Source organism: Streptomyces sp. NPDC002104 (assembly GCF_053593795.1).
Map to the genome: position 1 here is coordinate 18,003 of NZ_JBSFDF010000030.1, position 20,250 is coordinate 38,252.

Annotated in this window: 21 protein-coding genes; 9 read left to right on the plus strand and 12 right to left on the minus strand. The window is 72.3% G+C overall.

Annotation, left to right across the window (positions count from 1 at the left end; translation table 11 throughout):
- Positions 1-83: 83 nt before the first annotated feature.
- The 6 genes from ACWCP2_RS23920 (at position 84) to ACWCP2_RS23945 (ending at position 6,090) form a co-directional block, all read left to right on the plus strand.
- Positions 84-1,370 carry a HEAT repeat domain-containing protein gene (locus tag ACWCP2_RS23920; RefSeq protein ID WP_450910609.1) on the plus strand — a complete coding sequence of 429 codons (1,287 nt, stop codon included), beginning with the start codon at positions 84-86 and terminating at the stop codon, positions 1,368-1,370.
- A 42-nt stretch (positions 1,371-1,412) separates the two neighbouring features.
- Positions 1,413-1,919: a DinB family protein gene (locus tag ACWCP2_RS23925; protein WP_450910610.1), complete on the plus strand. Its 507-nt coding sequence runs from the start codon at positions 1,413-1,415 to the stop codon at positions 1,917-1,919.
- A 17-nt stretch (positions 1,920-1,936) separates the two neighbouring features.
- A complete protein-coding gene (locus tag ACWCP2_RS23930; protein ID WP_450910611.1) occupies positions 1,937-3,286 on the plus strand; it encodes an ankyrin repeat domain-containing protein in 1,350 nt (449 codons plus the stop codon).
- Positions 3,287-3,329: 43 nt separating this feature from the next.
- A complete protein-coding gene (gene hemB, locus ACWCP2_RS23935; RefSeq protein ID WP_450910612.1) occupies positions 3,330-4,331 on the plus strand; it encodes a porphobilinogen synthase in 1,002 nt (333 codons plus the stop codon).
- A gap of 226 nt (positions 4,332-4,557) precedes the next feature.
- Complete coding sequence (locus ACWCP2_RS23940) at positions 4,558-5,748, plus strand: acyltransferase family protein (protein ID WP_450910613.1); 1,191 nt, start codon at positions 4,558-4,560, stop codon at positions 5,746-5,748.
- A gap of 72 nt (positions 5,749-5,820) precedes the next feature.
- Positions 5,821-6,090: a DUF1876 domain-containing protein gene (locus ACWCP2_RS23945; protein ID WP_403718260.1), complete on the plus strand. Its 270-nt coding sequence runs from the start codon at positions 5,821-5,823 to the stop codon at positions 6,088-6,090.
- An 82-nt stretch (positions 6,091-6,172) separates the two neighbouring features.
- Here the strand turns inward: ACWCP2_RS23945 and ACWCP2_RS23950 are convergent, their stop codons facing one another.
- Positions 6,173-6,883, minus strand: a complete 711-nt coding sequence (locus tag ACWCP2_RS23950) for an ABC transporter permease (protein ID WP_450910683.1) — start codon at positions 6,881-6,883, stop codon at positions 6,173-6,175.
- Between the two features lie 86 nt (positions 6,884-6,969).
- A complete protein-coding gene (locus ACWCP2_RS23955) occupies positions 6,970-7,974 on the minus strand; it encodes an ATP-binding cassette domain-containing protein (protein WP_450910614.1) in 1,005 nt (334 codons plus the stop codon).
- A 70-nt stretch (positions 7,975-8,044) separates the two neighbouring features.
- Between ACWCP2_RS23955 and ACWCP2_RS23960 the strand changes: the two genes are divergently transcribed.
- The gene (locus ACWCP2_RS23960; RefSeq protein WP_450910615.1) at positions 8,045-8,815 is read left to right on the plus strand and encodes a TetR/AcrR family transcriptional regulator; all 771 of its coding nucleotides are present in this window, start codon (positions 8,045-8,047) and stop codon (positions 8,813-8,815) included.
- Here ACWCP2_RS23960 and ACWCP2_RS23965 read toward each other — a convergent pair.
- Both ACWCP2_RS23965 and ACWCP2_RS23970 read right to left on the minus strand, forming a co-directional pair.
- On the minus strand, positions 8,793-9,038 hold the full coding sequence (locus ACWCP2_RS23965; protein ID WP_450910616.1) for a DUF397 domain-containing protein: 246 nt from the start codon (positions 9,036-9,038) through the stop codon (positions 8,793-8,795). The two genes, ACWCP2_RS23960 and ACWCP2_RS23965, sit on opposite strands and share 23 nt — an antisense overlap.
- Positions 9,035-9,820, minus strand: coding sequence for a helix-turn-helix domain-containing protein (locus tag ACWCP2_RS23970; RefSeq protein ID WP_450910617.1), 786 nt, complete (start codon positions 9,818-9,820; stop codon positions 9,035-9,037). Before ACWCP2_RS23970 ends, ACWCP2_RS23965 begins: the two co-directional genes overlap by 4 nt.
- 152 nt (positions 9,821-9,972) lie before the next feature.
- On the opposite strand from ACWCP2_RS23970, the gene ACWCP2_RS23975 reads away from it, so the two are divergent.
- Positions 9,973-10,434 (plus strand): ATP-binding protein, encoded by a 462-nt coding sequence (locus tag ACWCP2_RS23975; protein ID WP_450910618.1) that lies wholly within the window; start codon positions 9,973-9,975, stop codon positions 10,432-10,434.
- On the opposite strand, the gene ACWCP2_RS23980 is transcribed toward ACWCP2_RS23975, so the two are convergent.
- From ACWCP2_RS23980 to argS, 5 genes are all read right to left on the minus strand, one after another.
- Positions 10,390-10,836 carry a hypothetical protein gene (locus ACWCP2_RS23980; RefSeq protein ID WP_450910619.1) on the minus strand — a complete coding sequence of 149 codons (447 nt, stop codon included), beginning with the start codon at positions 10,834-10,836 and terminating at the stop codon, positions 10,390-10,392. The two genes, ACWCP2_RS23975 and ACWCP2_RS23980, sit on opposite strands and share 45 nt — an antisense overlap.
- A complete protein-coding gene (locus ACWCP2_RS23985; protein WP_450910620.1) occupies positions 10,833-11,375 on the minus strand; it encodes an RNA polymerase sigma factor in 543 nt (180 codons plus the stop codon). Before ACWCP2_RS23985 ends, ACWCP2_RS23980 begins: the two co-directional genes overlap by 4 nt.
- The gene (locus tag ACWCP2_RS23990) at positions 11,372-11,815 is read right to left on the minus strand and encodes a DUF3995 domain-containing protein (RefSeq protein ID WP_450910621.1); all 444 of its coding nucleotides are present in this window, start codon (positions 11,813-11,815) and stop codon (positions 11,372-11,374) included. Before ACWCP2_RS23990 ends, ACWCP2_RS23985 begins: the two co-directional genes overlap by 4 nt.
- A gap of 124 nt (positions 11,816-11,939) precedes the next feature.
- Positions 11,940-12,734, minus strand: a complete 795-nt coding sequence (locus ACWCP2_RS23995) for a VOC family protein (RefSeq protein WP_450910684.1) — start codon at positions 12,732-12,734, stop codon at positions 11,940-11,942.
- A 195-nt stretch (positions 12,735-12,929) separates the two neighbouring features.
- Positions 12,930-14,723, minus strand: coding sequence for an arginine--tRNA ligase (gene argS, locus ACWCP2_RS24000; RefSeq protein ID WP_450910622.1), 1,794 nt, complete (start codon positions 14,721-14,723; stop codon positions 12,930-12,932).
- A gap of 191 nt (positions 14,724-14,914) precedes the next feature.
- On the opposite strand from argS, the gene lysS reads away from it, so the two are divergent.
- Positions 14,915-16,654, plus strand: a complete 1,740-nt coding sequence (gene lysS / locus ACWCP2_RS24005) for a lysine--tRNA ligase (RefSeq protein ID WP_450910623.1) — start codon at positions 14,915-14,917, stop codon at positions 16,652-16,654.
- Positions 16,655-16,733: 79 nt separating this feature from the next.
- Here the strand turns inward: lysS and ACWCP2_RS24010 are convergent, their stop codons facing one another.
- From ACWCP2_RS24010 to ACWCP2_RS24020, 3 genes are all read right to left on the minus strand, one after another.
- Positions 16,734-18,185 carry a DUF2637 domain-containing protein gene (locus ACWCP2_RS24010; protein WP_450910624.1) on the minus strand — a complete coding sequence of 484 codons (1,452 nt, stop codon included), beginning with the start codon at positions 18,183-18,185 and terminating at the stop codon, positions 16,734-16,736.
- A gap of 188 nt (positions 18,186-18,373) precedes the next feature.
- Complete coding sequence (locus tag ACWCP2_RS24015) at positions 18,374-19,183, minus strand: DUF3558 family protein (RefSeq protein ID WP_450910625.1); 810 nt, start codon at positions 19,181-19,183, stop codon at positions 18,374-18,376.
- A 148-nt stretch (positions 19,184-19,331) separates the two neighbouring features.
- Positions 19,332-20,246, minus strand: a complete 915-nt coding sequence (locus ACWCP2_RS24020; protein WP_450910626.1) for a DUF3558 domain-containing protein — start codon at positions 20,244-20,246, stop codon at positions 19,332-19,334.
- Between the last annotated feature and the right edge of the window lie 4 nt (positions 20,247-20,250).

Below are 20,250 nucleotides of genomic sequence, written 5' to 3' on the forward strand. Positions count from 1 at the left end.
TCGGCGGCGTCAGTGGCGTCAGGGGTGTTACGTGGCAGGGCCCGGGTGCGATGCGCATCCGGGCCCTGTGGCATGTTCGGGCCGTGATCACGGATCCCGATGAGGACGACGGCGGCGTTGCCGCGCTGTGCGCGGCGGTGGACGCGTACGACCACGAGGCCGCCGGGGAGCTGGTGGCCGCGGGCGCGGATCCGGGCCGGGCGCTGCCGGACGGGACGACCCCGCTGCTGCGGGCCGTCGAGGGCGGCTCCCCGGCCCTGGTGCGTGCGCTGCTCGGTGGCGCCGCCCGCCCGCCGCTGTCGCAAGCGGAGCGCGGCAGGCTGCTGGACGCGGCCCGGCGGTGGTACGGGGCCGGCGCCGAGGCGGAGCTGCGGCGGCTGACGGGGGCGGCGGGCCCGGCGGACACCGTATGGGTGACGGACTCGGAGTACGAGGGCGTCCCGGAGATCGGCCTCGGCGGGCGGCGGGTACGGGCCGGGCACGGCGGGGTCCTGACCCGGCTGGAGTGGGAGTTCCGGATCCTGGCCCCGGTGGCGGAGCTGGTCGAGCGCGCGGTCCGGTTCCCGGTCCCGGGGCGGGCGGACGAGGAGCACGTGGACCGGGCCGCCTCGCTGCACGTGCTGTCCGCGCGGCGCAGCGCGCAGACCTGGGCCGAGGCGGCGGCCTTCCGCCGCGACCCGGATCCGCGGCGGCGGGCCTTCGCGGTCGACGTGGTCCGGGACCGGCTGTCGGCCTGGGCCTGGTACGACACCGCGCACCCGGTCTGGTACGAGAACGAGTGTCATCGGATCCTCCTGGAGTGGGAGCCCGTGGAGGCCGATGCGGACGTGCTGGCCCGGATCCTCGGGGTCTTGAGGCAGGAGGAACTCGCCGAGAACGAGGCCGTAGGGGTGCGGCGCGCCGGGCATCCGGACCCGGGGGTGCTGCGCGAGGTGCCGGGGCTCCTCGCGCGCCCGCTGTCCCCGCGGGGGCTGCACGCGGTGCGGGCGTTGTGCCGGCACACCGACGCCGCGGTGCGGACGGCGGCCGCCGAGGTGCTGGCCGGGGAGGAACTGGCGGAGGCGGACCGGGAGCGCGTGGCGGCGCTGCTGCGGGACGCGGACCCGGTGGTGGCGCGCTGGACCGCCTACGCCCTCGGGCGGGGCGCCGACCGTTCCCCGGAGACCGCCGAGCTGCTGGTGGAGCGGCTCGGCTCCGGGGACACCCACGTCCGGCTGAGCGCCGCCTACGGCCTGGCGCTGCGGGACGATCCGCGCACCCCGGAGGCGTACGCGAGGATCGGGCCGCTGGGACCGTACGCGGACGACATCCGGGCGGAGGGGCTGTGGCGGTGGAGGCACCGGAACGGTCCGGGTGGGGAGAGCCGTTAAATGCTTCGACACCGGGTGCGGTGATCGGGGACGCTTCGCGCGATGACAAGAATCGAAGACACGCCGTCCGCGTGGGACGAGCGCACCCAGCTCACCACGTTCCTCGACTACGCACGTGACACCGCCCGCACCAAGTGCGAAGGCGTCTCGGCGGAGAACGCCCGCAAGGCGATCCTGCCGGGCTCACCGCTGATGACCCTGAGCGGATTGATCAACCACCTCCGCTGGGTCGAGTACTACTGGTTCCAGGTGGTCTTCCTCGGCGAGGAGGACCAGGGCCCCTGGACCGATGAGGACCCCGACCGCGAGATGCGCATCGCCGTCGACTTCCCGCTCGCGCAGCTGCTCGACGAGTACGCCGAACAGAGCGCCCGGTACCGCGAACTGGTCGCCGGGAACAGCCTGGACGAGAAGGCCCAGCGGCCCCGCGGCAACGGCTCCCACGTCGACCTGCGCTGGATCCTCCTGCACCTCACCGAGGAGACGGCCCGCCACAACGGCCACCTGGACATCCTGCGCGAGCTGCTCGACGGCACGACCGGCGACTAGGCGGCCGGAGACCAGACATGACGGCACTGGGGGACGCGGTCCGGTCGGGGGACGTGGAAGCGGTACGGGTGCTGCTGGAGCAGGGCGCCGATCCCGACGGGCCGGACGGCGCGGAGGGGCTGACACCGCTGTGCGCGGCGGTGGCCTCGTACGCGTACGCGCTCGCCCGGGTGCTGGTGGAGGCCGGCGCCGACCCGGACCGGGTGCTGCCCGACGGTACGACCCCGCTGCTGCGGGCCGTCGAGAGCGGCTCCCGGGCGGTCGTCGGCGCGCTGCTGTGGTCCCAGGACCTGGCGAAGCCGGAGGAGCGCCTGCCGCAGACGGAGCGGACACGGCTGCTGGACGCGGCCCGGCGCTGGTACGGGGCGGGTGCGGAGGCGGAGCTGCGACGGCTGACGGGGGCGACGGGACCGGCGGACGTCTCGTCGGTCGAGGAAGAGTGGTGCCGGGTCGAGGAGATCGCGCTCGGCGGGCTGACGGTGCGAACGGGGCACGGAGCCGTACTGACCACCCTGGAGCGGGTGTTCGGCATCGTGGCCACGCCGGAGGAACTGGTGGAGCGTGCCGTGCGGCACCCGGACACCCGCCACGCGGCCTGGGCCGAGTCCCGGCACCTGCTGGGGGAGCGCTCCGCCGAGGGCGCCCGGGAGACGGTGACGGCCCTGCGCCGCCATCCGTCCGCCGGTCACCGGCTCTTCGGCGCCGACTGGCTGTGGAGCATGCAGCACGTGGACGCGTACCCGCACCACGAGGAGGATCTGGAGACCCTCGCCGGCTGGGCCGACCTGGAGACGGACCCGGCGGTGCTGGAGGCCGTGCTGATGGGTCTGCGCGCGGGCGACGCGGAACACCCGCGACTGGGGGCCATCGCCCTGCGGTACGCCGGGCATCCCGATCCGCGGGTGCGCGTACAGGCGGTGGAGTGCCTGTGGACCGGGACGGCCGCGGAGCGCGAGGCCCTGCGCGTCCTGGCGGGCGACCCCGATGACGCGGTGCGGTTCGGAGCGGTCCTGAGCCTGCTGAGGGCGGAAGGGGGCGAGGACGTGGACGCCCTGCGCGCTGCGGTCCGCGACCTGGCCCGGGATCCGCGCAGCCCGATGCGGCGGGCGGCCGCGGACAGCATGGCGGAGTCCCCCGACCGCACGGACGATGCCACGGAGCTGCTGCTGTCCCTCCTGGACGCGGACGACGCGCTGACGCGGATCATCGGCGCCTACGGACTGGCCCTGCGGGACCACCCGGAGACCCCGCGGGCGTACGAGCGGGTCCTGGAACTGGGCCCGTTCTTCTCGCCGGACCACCGGCTGAACGCGCTCTGGGCCTGGAAGGAACGCAACGGGGCCGGGCGGGCCGGGGCCGGGGCCTAGGCTGGTCCCGACTGCTGTCGAAGCTCGAAGAGGCGACTAGAAGATGAGCACGTACGGATCCTTCCCCGGCTCGCGGCCCCGCCGGCTGCGCACCACCCCGGCGATGCGGCGGATGGTCGCGGAGAACCGGCTGCACCCCTCGGACCTGATCCTCCCGGCGTTCGTCCGGGAGGGCATCAGCGAGCCGCTCGCCATCGCGGCGATGCCGGGCGTGGTCCAGCACACCCGGGACACGCTGCGGAAGGCGGCCGTGGAGGCGGTCGAGGCCGGGGTCTCGGGGATCATGCTCTTCGGGGTTCCGGCGGACGAGAACAAGGACGCGCGGGGCACGGCGGGCACCGAGCCGGACGGGATCCTCCAGGTCGCGATCCGCGACGTGAAGGCGGAGGTCGGCGACGATCTCGTCATCATGTCCGACCTGTGCCTGGACGAGTACACCGACCACGGCCACTGCGGGGTCCTGGACGAGCACGGCCGTGTCGACAACGACGCGACGCTGGAGCGCTACGCCGAGATGGCGCAGGTGCAGGCCGACGCGGGCGTCCACGTGGTGGGCCCGAGCGGGATGATGGACGGCCAGGTCGGTGTCATCCGCGACGCGCTGGACGAGACGGGCCACGAGGACGTGTCGATCCTCGCGTACACGGCCAAGTACACCTCGGCCTTCTACGGTCCCTTCCGCGAGGCCGTCGCCTCCTCGCTCCAGGGCGACCGCAAGACGTACCAGCAGGACCCCGCGAACGCGCGGGAGTCGCTGCGCGAGCTCGCCCTCGACCTGGAGGAGGGCGCCGACATGGTGATGGTCAAGCCGGCCGGGCCCTACCTGGACATCCTCTACCGGGTCGCGCAGTCGGTGGACGTCCCGGTGGCGGCGTACCAGATCAGCGGCGAGTTCGCGATGATCGAGGCGGCGGCGGAGAAGGGCTGGATCGAGCGCGACCGGGCGATCCTGGAGACCCTGCTCGGCATCAAGCGGGCGGGCGCGGACACGATCCTGACGTACTGGGCCACGGAGGTCGCCCAGTGGCTGCGCGCCGAGCGGTAGCCGCGCAGCGGCACGGCTGAGCGGCACGGCTGAGCGGCACGGCTGAGCGGTATGCGGAGGGGCCCGGGCGGGGATGCCCGGGCCCCTTGTCGTGCGCCGGGGCGGGGCGCGGCCGGAATCGGTCGGGGTGGGCGTGTTGAGCGGGCCGCGAGTGGGCGCCGGTACAAAGGCGCTCACCTGCCGAATCAGGGCCGCGCCGCAGGACCACATCCCCGAAGGAAGCCCCATGGCCACTGACCAGATCTCGACCGGTTCTGCGCCGACCCGCTCCAGAACGGCGCCGCCCCGCACCGCCGCACCGCCGTCCCGTACGCCCCGGCTCGATTCGCTCACCGGTCTGCGCTTCCCCGCCGCGCTGCTGGTCTTCGCCCATCACGCCTTCCTGCCGATACCCCCGCTGCGGCTGCTGGCGGACGACGCCACCGAGTACCGGCTGGCCGGCTGGTTCACCCAGGCCGGCGGGCTCGGGGTGACCTTCTTCTTCGTCCTCAGCGGGTTCGTCCTGACCTGGTCGGCCCGGGACCGGGACACGACCACCTCGTTCTGGCGGCGCCGCTTCGTCAAGATCTACCCGAACTACGTGGTCACCTGGGCGCTCGCCCTGTCGCTGTTCGCGCTGTACTACACCTCCGCGGGCGTCGCGGTGGCCAACCTGTTCATGGTGCAGGTGTGGTGGCCGGAGTACATGACCAACTTCAGTGTCAACGCGCCGAGTTGGTCGCTCGCCGTGGAAGCGGTCTTTTATCTTTGCTTCCCGGCCCTGCTGGCGGCCTTCAAGCGGATCGACCCCGCCCGTCTGAAGTACTGGATCGGCGCTGTGGTCGCCCTGGTCGTGGCCACGCCCGCGCTCGCCTACGCCCTGTTCCCCAGCGGCGACCGCATCCCCAGCGGTCACGACAGCTCGGTCTCCCAGTACTGGTTCAGCTACGTGTTGCCCCCGGTCCGCATGGCCGACTTCGCCCTCGGCATCCTGGTGGCGCTCGCCGTGAAGCACGGGCGCTGGCGCAACATCGGCATGGTGTGGTCGGGCCTGCTGCTGGCGGCCGGCTACTGGCTGACCTTCCACGTGCCCTACCTCTACGGCCAGCGCGCCGTGATGATCGTGCCGATCGTGCTGCTGATCGCGGCCGCCGCGAGCGCGGACGTGGAGGGGCGGCCCAGTGTCTTCCGCCACCGCGCGATGGTGTGGCTGGGCGAGATCTCCTTCGCCTTCTACCTGCTGCACTACATCACGATGTGTTCGCTGCGCTGGGCGCTCGGCGAGGAGCAGATGTACTCGCTCCCCGTCACCCTGGGCCTGCTCGCGGGCGTCGGAGCGGCCACGCTCCTGATGTCCTGGGGCCTCTTCGCCTGGGTGGAGACCCCGCTCGTCCGCCGCCTCGGCCGCTCGCGCCCCCGTACGAAGGCCGCCGGCTGAGCCGATTCGCATCGCCTCCCGCTCAGGTGCACCCTGGAAACAGGGTGCACTGACCCCTGGAGGTGATCCGCCATGACCACGCTCGTCGGGTGGCATGTGGAGCTCGAATTCACCGAGGAGGGCCACCGCACCAGCGCGGCGGCCCTGGTCAGACTCGGGGACGGCTCCGAGATACGGGCGCGCGGCTACGCCATGCGTCACCCCTCCGACCCGGAGCAGCTGAGGGTCGGGGAGGAGATCGCGGGCGCTCGCGCGCTCATGGACATCGCGTCGCAGATGCTTCAGAAGGCGCACTCGGAGATCGACGCGGCGACGGGCCGGCACTCGTACCCGCTGCACTGACGCACCGAGACACCGGGATCCGCACGCCGGGGCCCGTCCGCTCACGGGGGACGGGCCGCGGTGGTGTCCGCCGTGGTGGTGCCTACCGCGTCCGCCGTTCGAAGACGACGGCCGACAGGGCTACGGACACCAGCCCGATGCCCGCGCACCAGGCCAGGGCGATCCAGGGGGCGTCGCCCGCGGGCCGGGCCAGGAGCAGGGCCCGGAGGGACTCGATCACCGGGGTCAGCGGCTGGTGGTCGGCGAAGCCGTGGAGCCAGCCGGGCATGGTGTCGATGGGGACGAACGCGCTGGAGGGGTACGGCAGGAACATCATCAGGAAGGTGAACCCGCCCGCCGCCTCCGGATTGCCCGCGAGCAGTCCGAGCGTCGCGGCCAGCCACGAGATCGCGGCGATGTACGCGACCAGCAGCGCGGCCGCGGCCAGGTAGCCGGACGGCGAGGCCTGCGGGCGGAAGCCGATGGCGAGGGCGACGGCCAGGACCAGGACGGTGGACACCAGGTTGCGCAGGACCGAGGCCGCGACGTGCCCGGCCAGGAACGGTACGCCGCCCACGTCCAGGGACCGCAGGCGGTCGATGACGCCTTCCTTCATGTCGGTGGCGACGCCGACGGCGGTGCTCGCCGCGCCGAAGCCCGCGCAGAGCAGCATCGCTCCCGGGACCACGTAGGTGACGTAGGCCGTGCCGGTGTCGATGGCTCCGCCGAAGAAGTAGACGAAGATCAGCATCAGCATGACCGGCAGCATCAACGCCGTGATCAGGACGTCGGGTTGGCGGCGGCTGATGCGCAGGCCGCGCCCGGCGAGGGCGAGGGCCGCGGTGGCGGCGCCGGGGCGGGGGAGCGTGGGGGCGGTCGTGGGGGGCGGCGTGGAAGTGGTCACGGAGCGGCTCCCGTCAGGGTGAGGAACACGTCGTCGAGGGTGGCGCCGCGGACCGCGAAGCGGTCCACGGCCGTGCGGTCCGGGTCGAGCGCGTCGAGCAGGGACCGGACGTGGGCGGCGCTGCCGTCGGTGGGCAGACTGAGGCCGAGCTCCTCCGGCGCGAGGGTGAGGCTCTCCGTGCCGGTGGCGCCCGCCCCCGCCGTGAGGCGGGCCGCGCGCGGGGCCAGCGCGTCGTAGGCGGCCCTGCCGGCGAGGGTCAGGTCGAGCCGGTGGCCCGCGACGCGGGACTTGAGCTCCGCCGGGGTGCCTTCGGCGGCGATCCGGCCGCCGGCCAGGACGGCCACGCGGTCGGCGAGCCGGTCGGCCTCCTCCAGGTACTGGGTGGTGAGCAGCACGCTCGTGCCGTCGGTGCGCAGTTCCCGTACGAGTTCCCACAGGTCCTGGCGGCTGCGCGGATCGAGCCCGGCGGTCGGCTCGTCCAGGAAGATCACCTCGGGCCGGGCGACCAGGCTCGCGGCGAGGTCGAGGCGCCGGCGCATGCCGCCCGAGTAGCTCTTCGCCGTGCGGCGTGCGGCCTCCGTGAGGCCGAAGCGTTCCAGCAGCTCCTCGGCCCGCGCCCGGGCCGCGCGCGGGCGCAGTCCGCGCAGCCGGCCCACCATGCGCAGGGTCTCGGCGCCGGTCTGGAGGTCGTCGACGGCCGCGAACTGCCCGGTGAGGCTGATGGAGCGGCGTACGAGGGCCCGCGCGGACGCCGTGTCGTGGCCCGCGATCCGGGCGGTGCCGGAGTCGGGCTCGGTGAGGGTGGCGAGGATCCGGACGGTGGTGGTCTTCCCGGCGCCGTTGGGGCCGAGCAGGGCGAGGACGCTGCCGCGCGGGACGGCGAGGTCGATGCCGTCGAGGACGCGCAGGGCGCCGAAGGACTTGGTCAGGGCAGTGGCGTGGATGCCGAGGTCGTCCACGGAGGACTCCGATCTGCGTTCTGCGTATGGGTTACGCGCCATTGCGTAAGTAATACACAGAACTAGGATGTGCGTCAACGACTCATGACGGAGGGAAGGGGGCGGCACGGCGATGACGAACGAAGCGGAAGACGACGGCACGGGGCTCCCGGCGAGCCTGGCCATGGCCTGGGGCCTGCGCGAACGCCCCGGCAAGGGCCCGCGCCCCACCCTCACCCTCCAGCGGATCGTGGACGCGGCGGTGGCACTGGCCGCGGCGGAGGGGATGGACGCCGTCTCCATGGGCCGGGTGGCCAAGGAGCTGGGCGTCTCGACGATGTCCCTCTACCGGTACGTCACGGCGAAGGAAGAGCTCTACATCCTGATGGCCGACGCGGGCGTCGGTGCCCCGCCGGCGCTGCCCGACCCCGCATCGGGCGCGGACTGGCGGGAGCTGCTGACCGACTGGGCGTACGCGCAGCGGGCCGTCCTGATGGCCAACTCCTGGATCGTGCGCATCCCGCTCACCGGCGCCCCGGTCAGCCCGAACCAGCTCGCCTGGATGGAACGCGGACTCGCGGCGATGGCCGGGACGGCGCTGAGGGAGGGCGAGAAGGTCTCGGCGATCATCCTGATCGGCGGCCTGGTGCGCAACGAGGCGACGATGGTCGCGGACATGATGGACGCCATCGTGAAGGCCGGCGTCTCACCGGACCAGGTCCTGGGTCAGTACGTACGCACCCTGCGGCTGATGACCGCCCCGGACACCCACCCGGCGGTGACCCGCCTGCTGGAATCCGACGCGTTCTCGGGCGCGGACGAGCCGGACTTCCAGTTCCGCTTCGGCCTGGACCGCATCCTGGACGGCCTGGCCGCGCTGATCAGCGAGCGGTCCACTCCGTGAGGGCGGCCCAGGCGGTGGGGGTGAGGTCCAGCACGGGTCCGTGCGGGACCTTCGAGTCCCGGACGTGGACCTGGGTCGCGCAGGTGGCGACCTCTACGCAGGCGGCGGCGCTGCCGTCGCTGTACGTGGACTTCTGCCAGGCGATGGCCACCTCCAGGCAGGCGTCGCCGTCGTCACCGCTGTAGCTGGACTTGAACCACTTCGGTGCGGTCGTGGCAGTCATGTCTCTCCTAGCAGGCGGCTCAACAGGCCCCGCGTCTGCTCGGTGTTGAGGGCCTGAGTCCGCAGCATTGCATACCTGCGGGCGAGGATGCTGACCTCGTCCGCATTGGAGACCAACAGGCTGCCGCGCTGCACTTCGGAGTACGCGAAGTGCTGGTGTGCCGGCGTCTCCAGAAGAATGAACGGACCGTTGAGGCCGGGGTGAGTGGTCTGTCCAAAGGGCAGGATTTGCAGTGTGACGTTCGGCAGGTCCATGCAGGCGCGCAGATGGTGCAGCTGCTCCAGATAGGCGTCCTCCCCACCGATTCGGGCCTGGAACGCGGCCTCCCAGAGGACGAAGCTGATGCTCGGTGGGGCCTTTCGGTGCAGGATGGTCTGCCTGGCGACACGGCGGACGGTGAGAGCTTCGATCTCTTCCTCGGGGTGGGCCGGTACGCGGTTGCGGAACAGTGCCCGTGCGTAGTTTTCGGTCTGGAGCAGTCCCGGGATGCGGATGGACTCGTACCAGGAGAGTGCAAGGGCTCTGCTTTCCAGATCCATGTACTCCTCCGCCCACGGAGGAGTGGTGTCCACAAGCGGCATCTCGTGGGCAGCAACGGTCAGCAGCCCTGGCAAACCCAGATGGTGATCCATCAGCTCCGCGATGTTCAGCATCAGCGCCCGCCGCCCTTGCTCGATGGACGCGACGGTTTCTTCGTCCAGCTGCAGCAACACGGCGAGCTGCTTCTGCGTCAGATTCTTGGCGATCCGGGCCGCGGCCACCTGCTTGCCGACCATCTTCATGGTCGTCGCGTTGGGCCGTGCGCGTTTCCTCGGTGGCATGACGATGGACTCCCCACCCTTGCGGCTGAACTACCCCGTGCCAACCCGTACTCATCACTGAGTACGGGTTGGCGCTCAGCCACACGCTAGTGACGTAACGCGACGATCGAAGGGTGAATCTGCATACTCAACCCGCCCTGGTTCAGGAGCGCCTCTACCTGCGCTCACCCCAAACCATCAGCGCCGCACGACACTTCACACGTGACACGTTGGACGCGTGGGGCAGGACCTCCCGGCAGGACGACGTGTTGCTCTGCGTGAGCGAACTCGCGACCAACGCGCTGCGGTACGGCGTCCCGCGCGGCCGGGGCTACCTGCTGCGGCTGCTCACGTACGACGGAACCGTCCGCGTCGAGGTGCACGACAGCGGGCCCGGGCTCTCGCGGATCCGCGGGCGGACGGGCGGTCGGGGGCTGCTCCTGGTCGAGGCGCTGGCCGATGCGTGGGGGGTGCTGCCCCGGGCTCCCGGGAAGGTCGTCTGGTGCGAGTTCCGGGGGCTCGGCCGCTGGCTTCCGTGCCCCGGGACCGCCTCAGGCGCTGACCCGGGCCGCCAGTCGGGCCATCGCCACCCGTAGCTCCCGCTCCGCGCCCACGGGGACGATCGCCGCGCGGCCGGGCACCCGTACCCCGCCCGTCAGGGCCACGCGGGTGCCGCCGTCGGGATGCTGGGCGGCGGCCATGCCGATGATCAGGAAGCGGCTCTGGAGCCAGCACCAGCCGGGGCGCAGGACGCCGCGGAAGTGGGCCCGCAGGCCGTACTTGCTGCGGGCCAGGGCCTCCACACGGTCGCCCGTGACGCGGAGCACGCGGACGGTGCGCATGTCCGGCTGGAAGCGGCCGAAGTCGCCCTCCAGGTCCGACATCACCGCCCAGACGTCCGGCAGGGGGGCGGGGAGGGTCGCTTCGACGACCCGGGCTCCGGGGACGGCGGCCGCCATGATGCGCAGGCGGGCGACCTGATCCAGTTCGTACGTCATGCGGACCACGCCTTCCGGAAACTCGTACGGGCCCGGTGCAGCCGGGACTTGGCGGTGCCCGGCGGGACGCCGAGCAGGGCGGCGGCGGATTCCTCGTCGAGGCCTTCGACGTCGCGCAGGACCAGGACCGCCCGGTGGCCGGGCGTGAGGCGGGCCAGGACGTCCTCGATGTCGGCGGCCAGCTGCGGATCGTCCCGGGCGGGTACGTCGGCCAGTTCGGCCGGCCGGTCGCGGGAGGCGCGCCGGGCGGTGCGGACGGCCTCGCGGACCGCGATGGAACGGACCCAGCCGTACAGGCTCTCCGGGTCGCGGAGCGTGCGCAGGGACCGGAAGACCGCGAGCAGGGCCTCCTGCGTGGCGTCGGGGCCGTCCGCGAGGGCGATCGGGTGGCAGATCCGGGCGAGGTACGGGGTCAGGTGGTCGAGGAGCTCGTGCAGCGCGAGGGTGTCCCCGGCGCGGGCCGCGCGCGCGAGGGCGACTCCGCGGGCGCGGGCGTCGGGGGTGAGGGGCCCCGCGGCGGGGCGATCGGGCGGGGTCACCGGGCCCGTGCCAGGCGGACCGCGGCCCAGCCGAAGCCGAGGCAGGCCGGGGTGTACAGGGCGAGGTTCAGGGTGCGGAAGGGGCCGTCCTGCGGGGCGGGGAGGAGGCCGGCGGCCCAGCCCAGGCCCGCGAGGCCCCGTACCGCCAGGCCGGCGGCGACCGCGGCCGTCCCCAGGCGGGCGGCCCGGCGGACGGGGCCGCTGCCCCGGCCGTGCGCGTGCGCGAGCACGGCGGCGGCCCCGGTCAGGGTGAGGGCGGCGAGCGGCAGGACCACGGGCCGGCCGAAGGACACCTCGGAGCCGAGCACGGCCAGGGACAGGGTCCGCTCGTCGGGGGCGGGCCAGGTCAGGCCCGTGGCCCAGTACAGGTGGACCAGTCCGTCGGCGGCGAGCAGCGCGGCGAGCGCCTGCCCGGTGCGCCTGCGTGTCGTGTGCGTCATGCCCTTCATGCGGTGCCCCCTCGGTGATGAAACCTTCCGGCACACAGAGGAGGGGGCCCACAGGGGATACGTTCCCTGTGAGCCCCGTCACGCACGCACCTGGGTGCCCGGGTGTGCGCGTCCGTCAGCCGGTGGTCTCCGGGCGGGCCTTGATCACCGAGAAGACGGCGCCCTGGGGGTCGGCCAGGACGGCCATGCGGCCGGCCGCCATGTCGAAGGCGGGGGCGATGACGGAGCCTCCGGCGCGGGTGGCGGCGGCCTGGATCTCGTCGACGTCGTCGGCGCTGAAGTACGGGATCCAGTTCGGCGGGGTGCCCGGCGGGAGGGTGCTCAGGTCCATCATTCCGGCCACCGAGCGGCCGTCGACCTGGAACTCCGTGTACCCCTCGGCCCCCGGCATCTGGGAGGCGGCCGTGGTGACGGGCAGGACGGAGCCGTAGAACGCTCTCGCGGCGGGCACGTCGCCGGTGCTCAGCTCGTTCCAGATGAGCGCGCCGTGCTCATTGACGATGCCGGCCCCGTCGAAGGTGCCCGCCTGCCACAGGCCGACGACCGCGCCGGTCGGGTCGGCGATGACGGCCATCCGGCCGAGGTCCATGACGTCCATCGCGCCCATCATGACCGTGCCGCCCCCGTCGGTGACGGCCTTGAGGGTGGAGTCGAGGGAGTCCGTGGCCAGGTAGGTGGTCCACACGGTCGGGGGCATCGGGTCGGGGGTGCTGCCGTCCGGGTTCATCGCCTTCATGATTCCGGCGACCGCCTTGCCCTTGAGGGTGCAGACGGCGTACCCGCCGGTCTCGGGCGGGCCGACCTCGCCCTGCCAGCCGAAGAGGTCGGCGTAGAAGTCGATGGCGGCCTGCTGGTCGGGAACCATCAGGTCGATCCAGCAGGGGGTACCGGACTTGTAGGGACCGTTCATGTCGGGCACGGGGCCCTCCGTAGGGGTGGGTAGGGGATGGACGGCCCGTCCCCTACCCGGCCCGCATGGCCGAAATCGGACCGTACGGGTGAACGAGGTCCCGGGCGGCGCGCCTTCCCGTGGACCTCGCACATGCCGCGGCCCCCGTCTCCCGGTGGGGGAGACGGGGGCCGCCGGTGATCCGGGCGCCCCGGGTCAGAGCTTCTCGGGGGTGCGGATGCCCAGGAGGGACATGCCCTTGCTGAGGGTGCGGGCGGTCAGGTCGCACAGGAACAGACGGTTCTCGCCGACGACGAGCTCGGGCTCGGGCTTCACGACCGGGCACTGCTCGTAGAACGTCGCGAACAGCGAGGACAGCTGGTAGAGGTACGCCGCCACCTTGTGCGGGGCGTACTCCGCGGCCGCCTCGGCGATGAGATCGCCGAAGTGGTCCAGGTGCAGGCCCAGCGCGCGCTCGGCCGGCGCCAGCTCCAGCTCCGGGTGCGCGGCCGGCTTGCGGTCGCCCGCCTCGCCCGCCTTGCGCAGGATCGACTTGATCCGGGCGTACGCGTACTGCAGGTACACGGACGTGTCACCGGTCAGCGACACCATCTGGTCCAGGTCGAACTTGTAGTCGCGCGCGGCCGAGGTGGACAGGTCCGCGTACTTCACGGCGCCGATGCCCACGTACTGGCCGTTCTCGACGATCTCCGCCTCGCTCAGGCCGATCTTCTCCGCCTTCTCCCGGACCACCGCGGTCGCCCGGTCGACGGCCTCGTCGAGGAGGTCCACCAGCCGCACCGTCTCGCCCTCACGGGTCTTGAACGGCTTGCCGTCCTTGCCCAGCACGGTGCCGAAGGCCAGCTGCGCGGCCTTGGTGTCCTCGTTCAGCCAGCCGGCCCGCCGGGCCGTCTCGAAGACCATCTTGAAGTGCAGGGACTGCCGCGCGTCCACCACGTAGAGGAGCGTGGTCGCGCCGAGGTCGGCCACCCGGTTGCGGATCGCCGAGAGGTCGGTCGCGGCGTAGCCGAAACCGCCGTCGGACTTCTGGACGATCAGCGGCGTCGGGTTGCCGTCCGGGCCCTTGACGTCCTCGAAGAACACGCAGAGCGCGCCGTTGGAACGGACGGCGACGCCCGACTCCTCCAGCAGCTTGCAGGTCTCGACGAGCATGTCGTTGTAGCCGGACTCGCCGATGACGTCCGGGTCCTGGATGTCCATGTCCAGCTTGTTGAAGACGGAGTAGAAGTAGATCTTCGACTCGTCCACGAACCGCTGCCACATCGCCAGCGTCTCCGGCTCCCCGGCCTGCAGGTCCACCACCCGGGCCCTGGCCCGCGTCTTGAACTCCTCGTCGGAGTCGAAGAGCGTGCGCGAGGCCTTGTAGAGGCGGTTCAGATTGGACATGGCCTCCTCGCCGGAGACCTCCGCGCCCTCTCCCGCCGTGTGGTCCAGCTCGTGCGGGTGCTCCATCAGGTACTGGATGAGCATGCCGAACTGGGTGCCCCAGTCGCCGATGTGGTGACGCCGGACCACCTTCTCGCCGGTGAACTCCAGGATCTCCACCATCGCCGCGCCGATCACCGCGGAACGCAGGTGGCCCACGTGCATTTCCTTGGCCACGTTCGGCTGCGCGTAGTCGATCACCGTCGTACCCGGCTTCGCGGCGAGCGGCACGCCGAGACGGTCGTCCGCGGCACGGGCCGCCAGGGTCTCCACGATCGCCCTGTCGGTGATCGTGATGTTGAGGAACCCGGGACCCGAGACCTCGATCTCCCGGATCAGGCCGGCGGTGTCGCCGCTCTCGACGGCCTCGACCACCGTGGTCGCCAGCTCACGCGGATTGGCCTTGGCCTTCTTCGCGAGCGCCAGGATCCCGTTGGCCTGGAAGTCGGCCCGGTCGCTTCGTCGCAGCAGCGGGTCGCTCGCACCGGCCTCCGGCAGGGCGGAGACGAGTGCGTCGGCGACGCGCTGGTTGACGGAGGAAGCGAGGGAAGGGACCGAGGCCATGAGCTGCCGTTCCTGTGAGGTCGTGCCGATGCGCGCACTGGGGTTTCGACGGGGGTTTGCGACAAGGACCGAGTATCCCACGAGGGGGCCCGCCACTTCCCGGTATATCGGTGGGTGGAAGCAACCCCGGAGCGTTGCCTTCCGTCTGGGAGAATGGCCCACAGCCAGCATTCGAGATAGAAGGACGTGTCGTGGCTCAGAGCGCGCAGAGCAGCACCGAGACCGACTGGGTCTCCCGTTTCGCGGACGAGGTCATCGCCGAGGCGGAGCGCCGAGCCCCGGGCAAAACGATCGTCGTCGCCTCCGGACTCTCCCCCTCCGGCCCGATCCACCTGGGCAACCTCCGCGAGGTCATGACCCCGCACCTGGTCGCGGACGAGATCCGCCGCCGCGGCCACGAGGTCCGCCACCTCATCTCCTGGGACGACTACGACCGGTACCGCAAGGTGCCCAAGGGCATCCCCGGCGTCACCGAGGAGTCCCACGCCCAGCACATCGGCCGCCCGCTGACCGCCGTGCCCGCCCCCGAGGGCTCCGCGTACCCGAACTGGTCCGAGCACTTCAAGGCCGCCATGGTCGAGGCGCTCGCCGAGCTCGGCGTCGAGTACGACCCGATCAGCCAGACCGAGCAGTACACCGCCGGCACCTACCGCGAGCAGGTCCTGTTCGCGATGAAGCACCGCGGCGACATCGACGCGATCCTCGACCAGTACCGCACCAAGCAGAAGCCGGGCGGCAAGAAGCCCCAGCAGAAGCAGGTCGACGAGGCCGAGCTGGAGGCCGCCGAGGGCTCCGGCGCGGCCGCCGAGGACGACGGCAGCGCCGAGGGCACCGAGTACTTCCCGTACAAGCCCTACTGCGGCCAGTGCGGCAAGGACTTCACGCAGGTCACGTCCTACGACGACGAGACCACCGAACTGACCTACGTCTGCACCGAGGACCAGTTCACCGAGACGGTCAAGCTCAGCGAGTTCAACCGCGGCAAGCTCGTCTGGAAGGTCGACTGGCCCATGCGCTGGGCCTACGAGGGCGTGATCTTCGAGCCCTCCGGCGTCGACCACTCCTCGCCCGGCTCCTCCTTCCAGGTCGGCGGCCAGATCGTCGGGATCTTCGGCGGCGAGCAGCCGATCGGACCGATGTACGCCTTCGTCGGCATCAGCGGCATGGCCAAGATGTCCTCCAGCAAGGGCGGGGTCCCCACCCCCTCCGACGCGCTGAAGATCATGGAGCCGCAGCTGCTGCGCTGGCTCTACGCCCGCCGCAAGCCCAACCAGTCCTTCAAGATCGCCTTCGACCAGGAGATCCAGCGGCTCTACGACGAGTGGGACAAGCTGGAGACCAAGGTCGCCGACGGCTCCGTCCTGCCCGCCGACGCCGCCGCCCACGCCCGCGCCGTACGCGTCGCCTCCCACGAGCTGCCGCGCACCCCGCGCCCCATGGCGTACCGGACCCTCGCCTCCGTCGCCGACATCACCGCCGGACACGACGAGCAGACCCTGCGCATCCTCAGCGACCTGGAGCCCGACCGGCCCCTGACCTCGCTCGACGAGGTGCGCCCCCGCCTGGACCGCGCCGAGAACTGGATCACCACCCAGGTCCCGGCCGACCAGCGGACCCTGGTCCGGGAGGAGCCCGACACCGAGCTCCTGTCCTCCCTGGACGACGAGGGCCGCGAATCCCTGCGCCGCCTCGTCGACGGGCTCGACTCGCACTGGTCCCTCGATGGCCTCACCACCCTCGTCTACGGCGTGCCGAAGGTGATGGCCGGCCTGGAGCCCGACGCCAAGCCGACGCCCGAGCTCAAGATCGCGCAGCGGACGTTCTTCGCCCTGCTGTACCGCCTCCTCGTGACCCGGGAGACCGGCCCGCGCCTGCCCACGCTGCTGCTCGCGGTCGGGGCGGAGCGGGTGCGCAAGCTGCTCGCCGCCTGAGGACGCACGACAGGGCGAAGGGCCCGCACCCCTCGGGGTGCGGGCCCTTCGGGGTGCGGGCCCCTCGCCCTGCACGGAGTCACGCGATGTGCTCGTTCTCCAGCTCGGTCTGGTAGCGCTGCTTGAGCTGCGGGAAGATCTTGCGGATCAGCGAGGCGCTGCGCGGATGCACCACGCCGTGCCGGTCGGACAGCAGTATGTCGAGCTGCTCGGCGGTCAGGACCTCGCCGTTCTCCTCCAGGTGCGAGCGGAAGACCTCGTACGCCGCCTCCGCGAACTTCACGTCGTCGTCGCTCGGCGGCTCGCCCTCCGGGAAGGCCTCCTCCTGGCGGGGAGCCGGTATCGCCGGCCCCTGCTCTTCCTGCGGCTGCCCCTGCGGCTGCCCCTGCGCCTGTCCCGGGCCCTGCTCCGGGGCCTGCTCCTGCTCCGGGCCCGTCGGGGGCATGACCGGGATCGGCTCCAGACCCTCGACGTACTGCGGGTTGTAACCGCCCTCGTACGCGGCCTGCGGCGCACGCGGCGCCGCGAACCACGCACTGTTGTGCGCGGCCGGCATGGCGGTCGGGTCCACCACGAAGGGCGCCGCGTCGGGGTGCCCCTGCGGACCCATGGGCCCGGCCGGGCCCTCCGCGTACGGGGAGCCGGGGGCGGCGAGCTGGTGCTGCTGCCCGGCCTCGGGGCCGGAGGCACCCGCGGCGGCGTGGGCCGGTGCGGGGGCCGGGGCGTTGGCGGCCAGGGCCGCCGCCGCGGCCGGGTGCTGCACGCCCTCGGCACCCTCCGCGCCCTTCGGGAGCGCCGGGGCGGCCGTCGGGTCGGCGGCCGGGGGCGGCGGGATGAGCAGCGGCTCGATGCCCGCCGCGGCCAGGCCCTCGGGAGCGGTCTGGGCCAGCGGGACGCCTATGCGGGCCAGCCGCAGCGGCATCAGCGCCCCGACGGGAGCCTTGCGGCGCCAGGCACGGCCGTAACGGGCCTGCAGACGGGCCTGGTAGATCAGACGGTCCTGCTCCATGCCGACGGCCTGCTCGTAGGAACGCAGCTCCCACAGCTTCATCCGGCGCCACAGCTTGAAGGTGGGCACCGGGGAAAGGAGCCAGCGCGTGAGGCGGACGCCCTCCATGTGCCGGTCGGCGGTGATGTCCGCGATCCGGCCCACCGCGTGCCGGGCTGCCTCCACCGTGACCACGAACAGGATCGGGATCACGGCGTGCATGCCCACCCCGAGGGGGTCGGGCCAGGCGGCCGCGCCGTTGAAGGCGATCGTCGCCGCCGTCAGCAGCCACGCCGTCTGGCGCAGCAGCGGGAACGGGATCCGGATCCACGTCAGGAGCAGGTCCAGCGCGAGCAGCACGCAGATGCCCATGTCGATGCCGATCGGGAAGACCAGCGAGAAGGAACCGAAGCCCTTCTTCAAGGCCAGGGCGCGCACGGCGGAGTACGAACCGGCGAAACCGATCCCCGCGATCACGACGGCTCCGGCGACCACGACACCGATCAGTATCCGGTGCGTACGAGTCAGCTGCATCGCGGCCACCCGCGATCCCCTCCCCTTGTCGAGCTACGGCAGGGCACAGCGTACGCGCGTACGGGGAAGGGGACGTCGGCGGTCCGGACCCGGGCCTTCCGGGCCGCCGACGGCGTGCTGCGTCCGGGAGTTCGGACCCGGGAGCCGGTCTACCGGCCTACCGGTCTGCCGGCCTACCGGCCTACCGGTCCATCGGTCTAGACGCTCGACGGGGAAGGCTGCGCGGACTGCGAAGGCTGCGCGGACTGTTCCGGCTGGGCCGACTGCTCGGGCTGCTGCGCCCCGTTGGCGGCCTGCACCGAGGCCACGGTCTCCTTCGCCGCCGCGATGGCGTCCTGGAGCAGCTTGGCCTGGTCCGGAGCGGTCGCGCCCTCGTAGGCCGTGCCGTTGTAGTCGAGGGTGACGACGACGTTCTGCGTGCGGGCGATGATCGACGTGTTGAAGAAGTCGCCGTCCTTCTTGGTGGTGAAGGTGACCGAGGTGGCCTGGTCACCGATGCCGCCCGCCGCCTCCGGCTTCACGTTCTCCGCGCCCTCGACGGCCTTCGCCTTCTCGACCTGCTTGGCGTACTCGTCCTCGGCGCGCTTGTTGCCGGTGCCGACCGAGGCGAGGGAGTCGTAGCGGACCAGGGAGATCGAGAGCCAGCGGTACTGCGAGCCCTTCAGCCCGGCCTCGTCCAGACCGTTCCAGGTGCAGGTGGCGCGGCTGGTGAGGTCGTTGGACTTGGCGGCGGTGCCGTTGGCGTCCTTCGCCTTGGGGACGATCGCCCCGATGGTCTTCGCGGAGACCGCCTTGCACGGCTCCGGCAGCGTGGCGTACACGGCCTTCTCCAGCGCCTGCTTGGAGGGCGCGGAGCTCGGCTGGGCCGAGGAGGAGCTTTCGGACTTCTTGCCGCTGTCGGTGCCCGACTTCTTGCCCGAGTCGGACGAGCAGCCGGCGACCGTGAGGATCACCGGGACGGCTGCGCAGGCGAGGACGCGGGTGAGGCGCGAGGCTGATCGGTGCATGATTCCTTCAGACGTTTGTGGGTCTTCGTGCGGGCTCGTTCGGGCCCTCCGGCGGGCGCGGGACCCGTGCAACGGTAGCCCGACCCGGCGCCCGGCTGCTGTGCGCGCCGTCACGAAGGCCCCGCACGCCCCCCTCGGCCCGGACCGGCTAGTTGTCGATGCGCTCCACCAGCGCCTGCGCCAACTGCCGTGCCCTGTCCTGGGTTTCACCGCTGGGCGGGACCGTGCCGGGGACCGCGGGCTGAACGCTGTACTCGACGGTGACGATGACATTCGAGGTACGGAACACAATGCGGACGGTGCGCGCCTGGGCCGCGGTGGCGCCGGCCGCGGCGAGCTTGTCGTCGACGAAGGCCTCGTCGCCGAGCCCGGCGAGCACGCGCGAGCCGAGCTCGGGCGGGGCGGAGGGTGAGGGGGAGGTGCTCGGGCTGGTGCCGGGGGAGGCACTCGTGCCCGTGCCTGTGCCCGTGCCCGGCGTCGCGCCGGAGGCCGCGGGTGCGGGCGCCCCGGACCCGGAGGGAGCCCCGGACGGAGCCCCGGACGGAGCCCCGGACGGGGCCGGAGCCCCGGACGGCGTCGGGCTCGCCGACGGCCCCGGGGCGGGCAGGTTGGCGGCGGTGAGCTGGCGGCCGTAGACCTGGCGCGCCTTGTCGTCGTCGCTCGTGGTGGCCCGGTCGTACGAGACCACGCGCTCGAAGCCCACCGACAGCAGCCGGGTCTCGGTCGGCGTCTGCGCGGTCCAGCGGCAGCCGACGCGCCGGTCGGCGTCGTAGGAGGGGTTGGCGACCCCGGCGTAGAGGGCCGCGAGCGCCTCGGGGGCGAGGCCCTCGGCGGCCGGGAGCATCGCCTTGACCTTCTTGGCGTCGACGGCCTTGCAGGGCATGGGCAGGCTGCGGTACTTGCCGGGCTGCGGAACCGCACCGGCACTGCCGCCGGCCTTCGAGTCGCTGGTGATCCCGCCGTCGCCGCCGCCGTCGGTGCAGGCGGTGAGGCCGGCCGTGAGGGCGGTGAGCATCGCGATGGCTGGCAGGACTCCACGTACTCGTACCGTCTTGCGCTGCACGTTC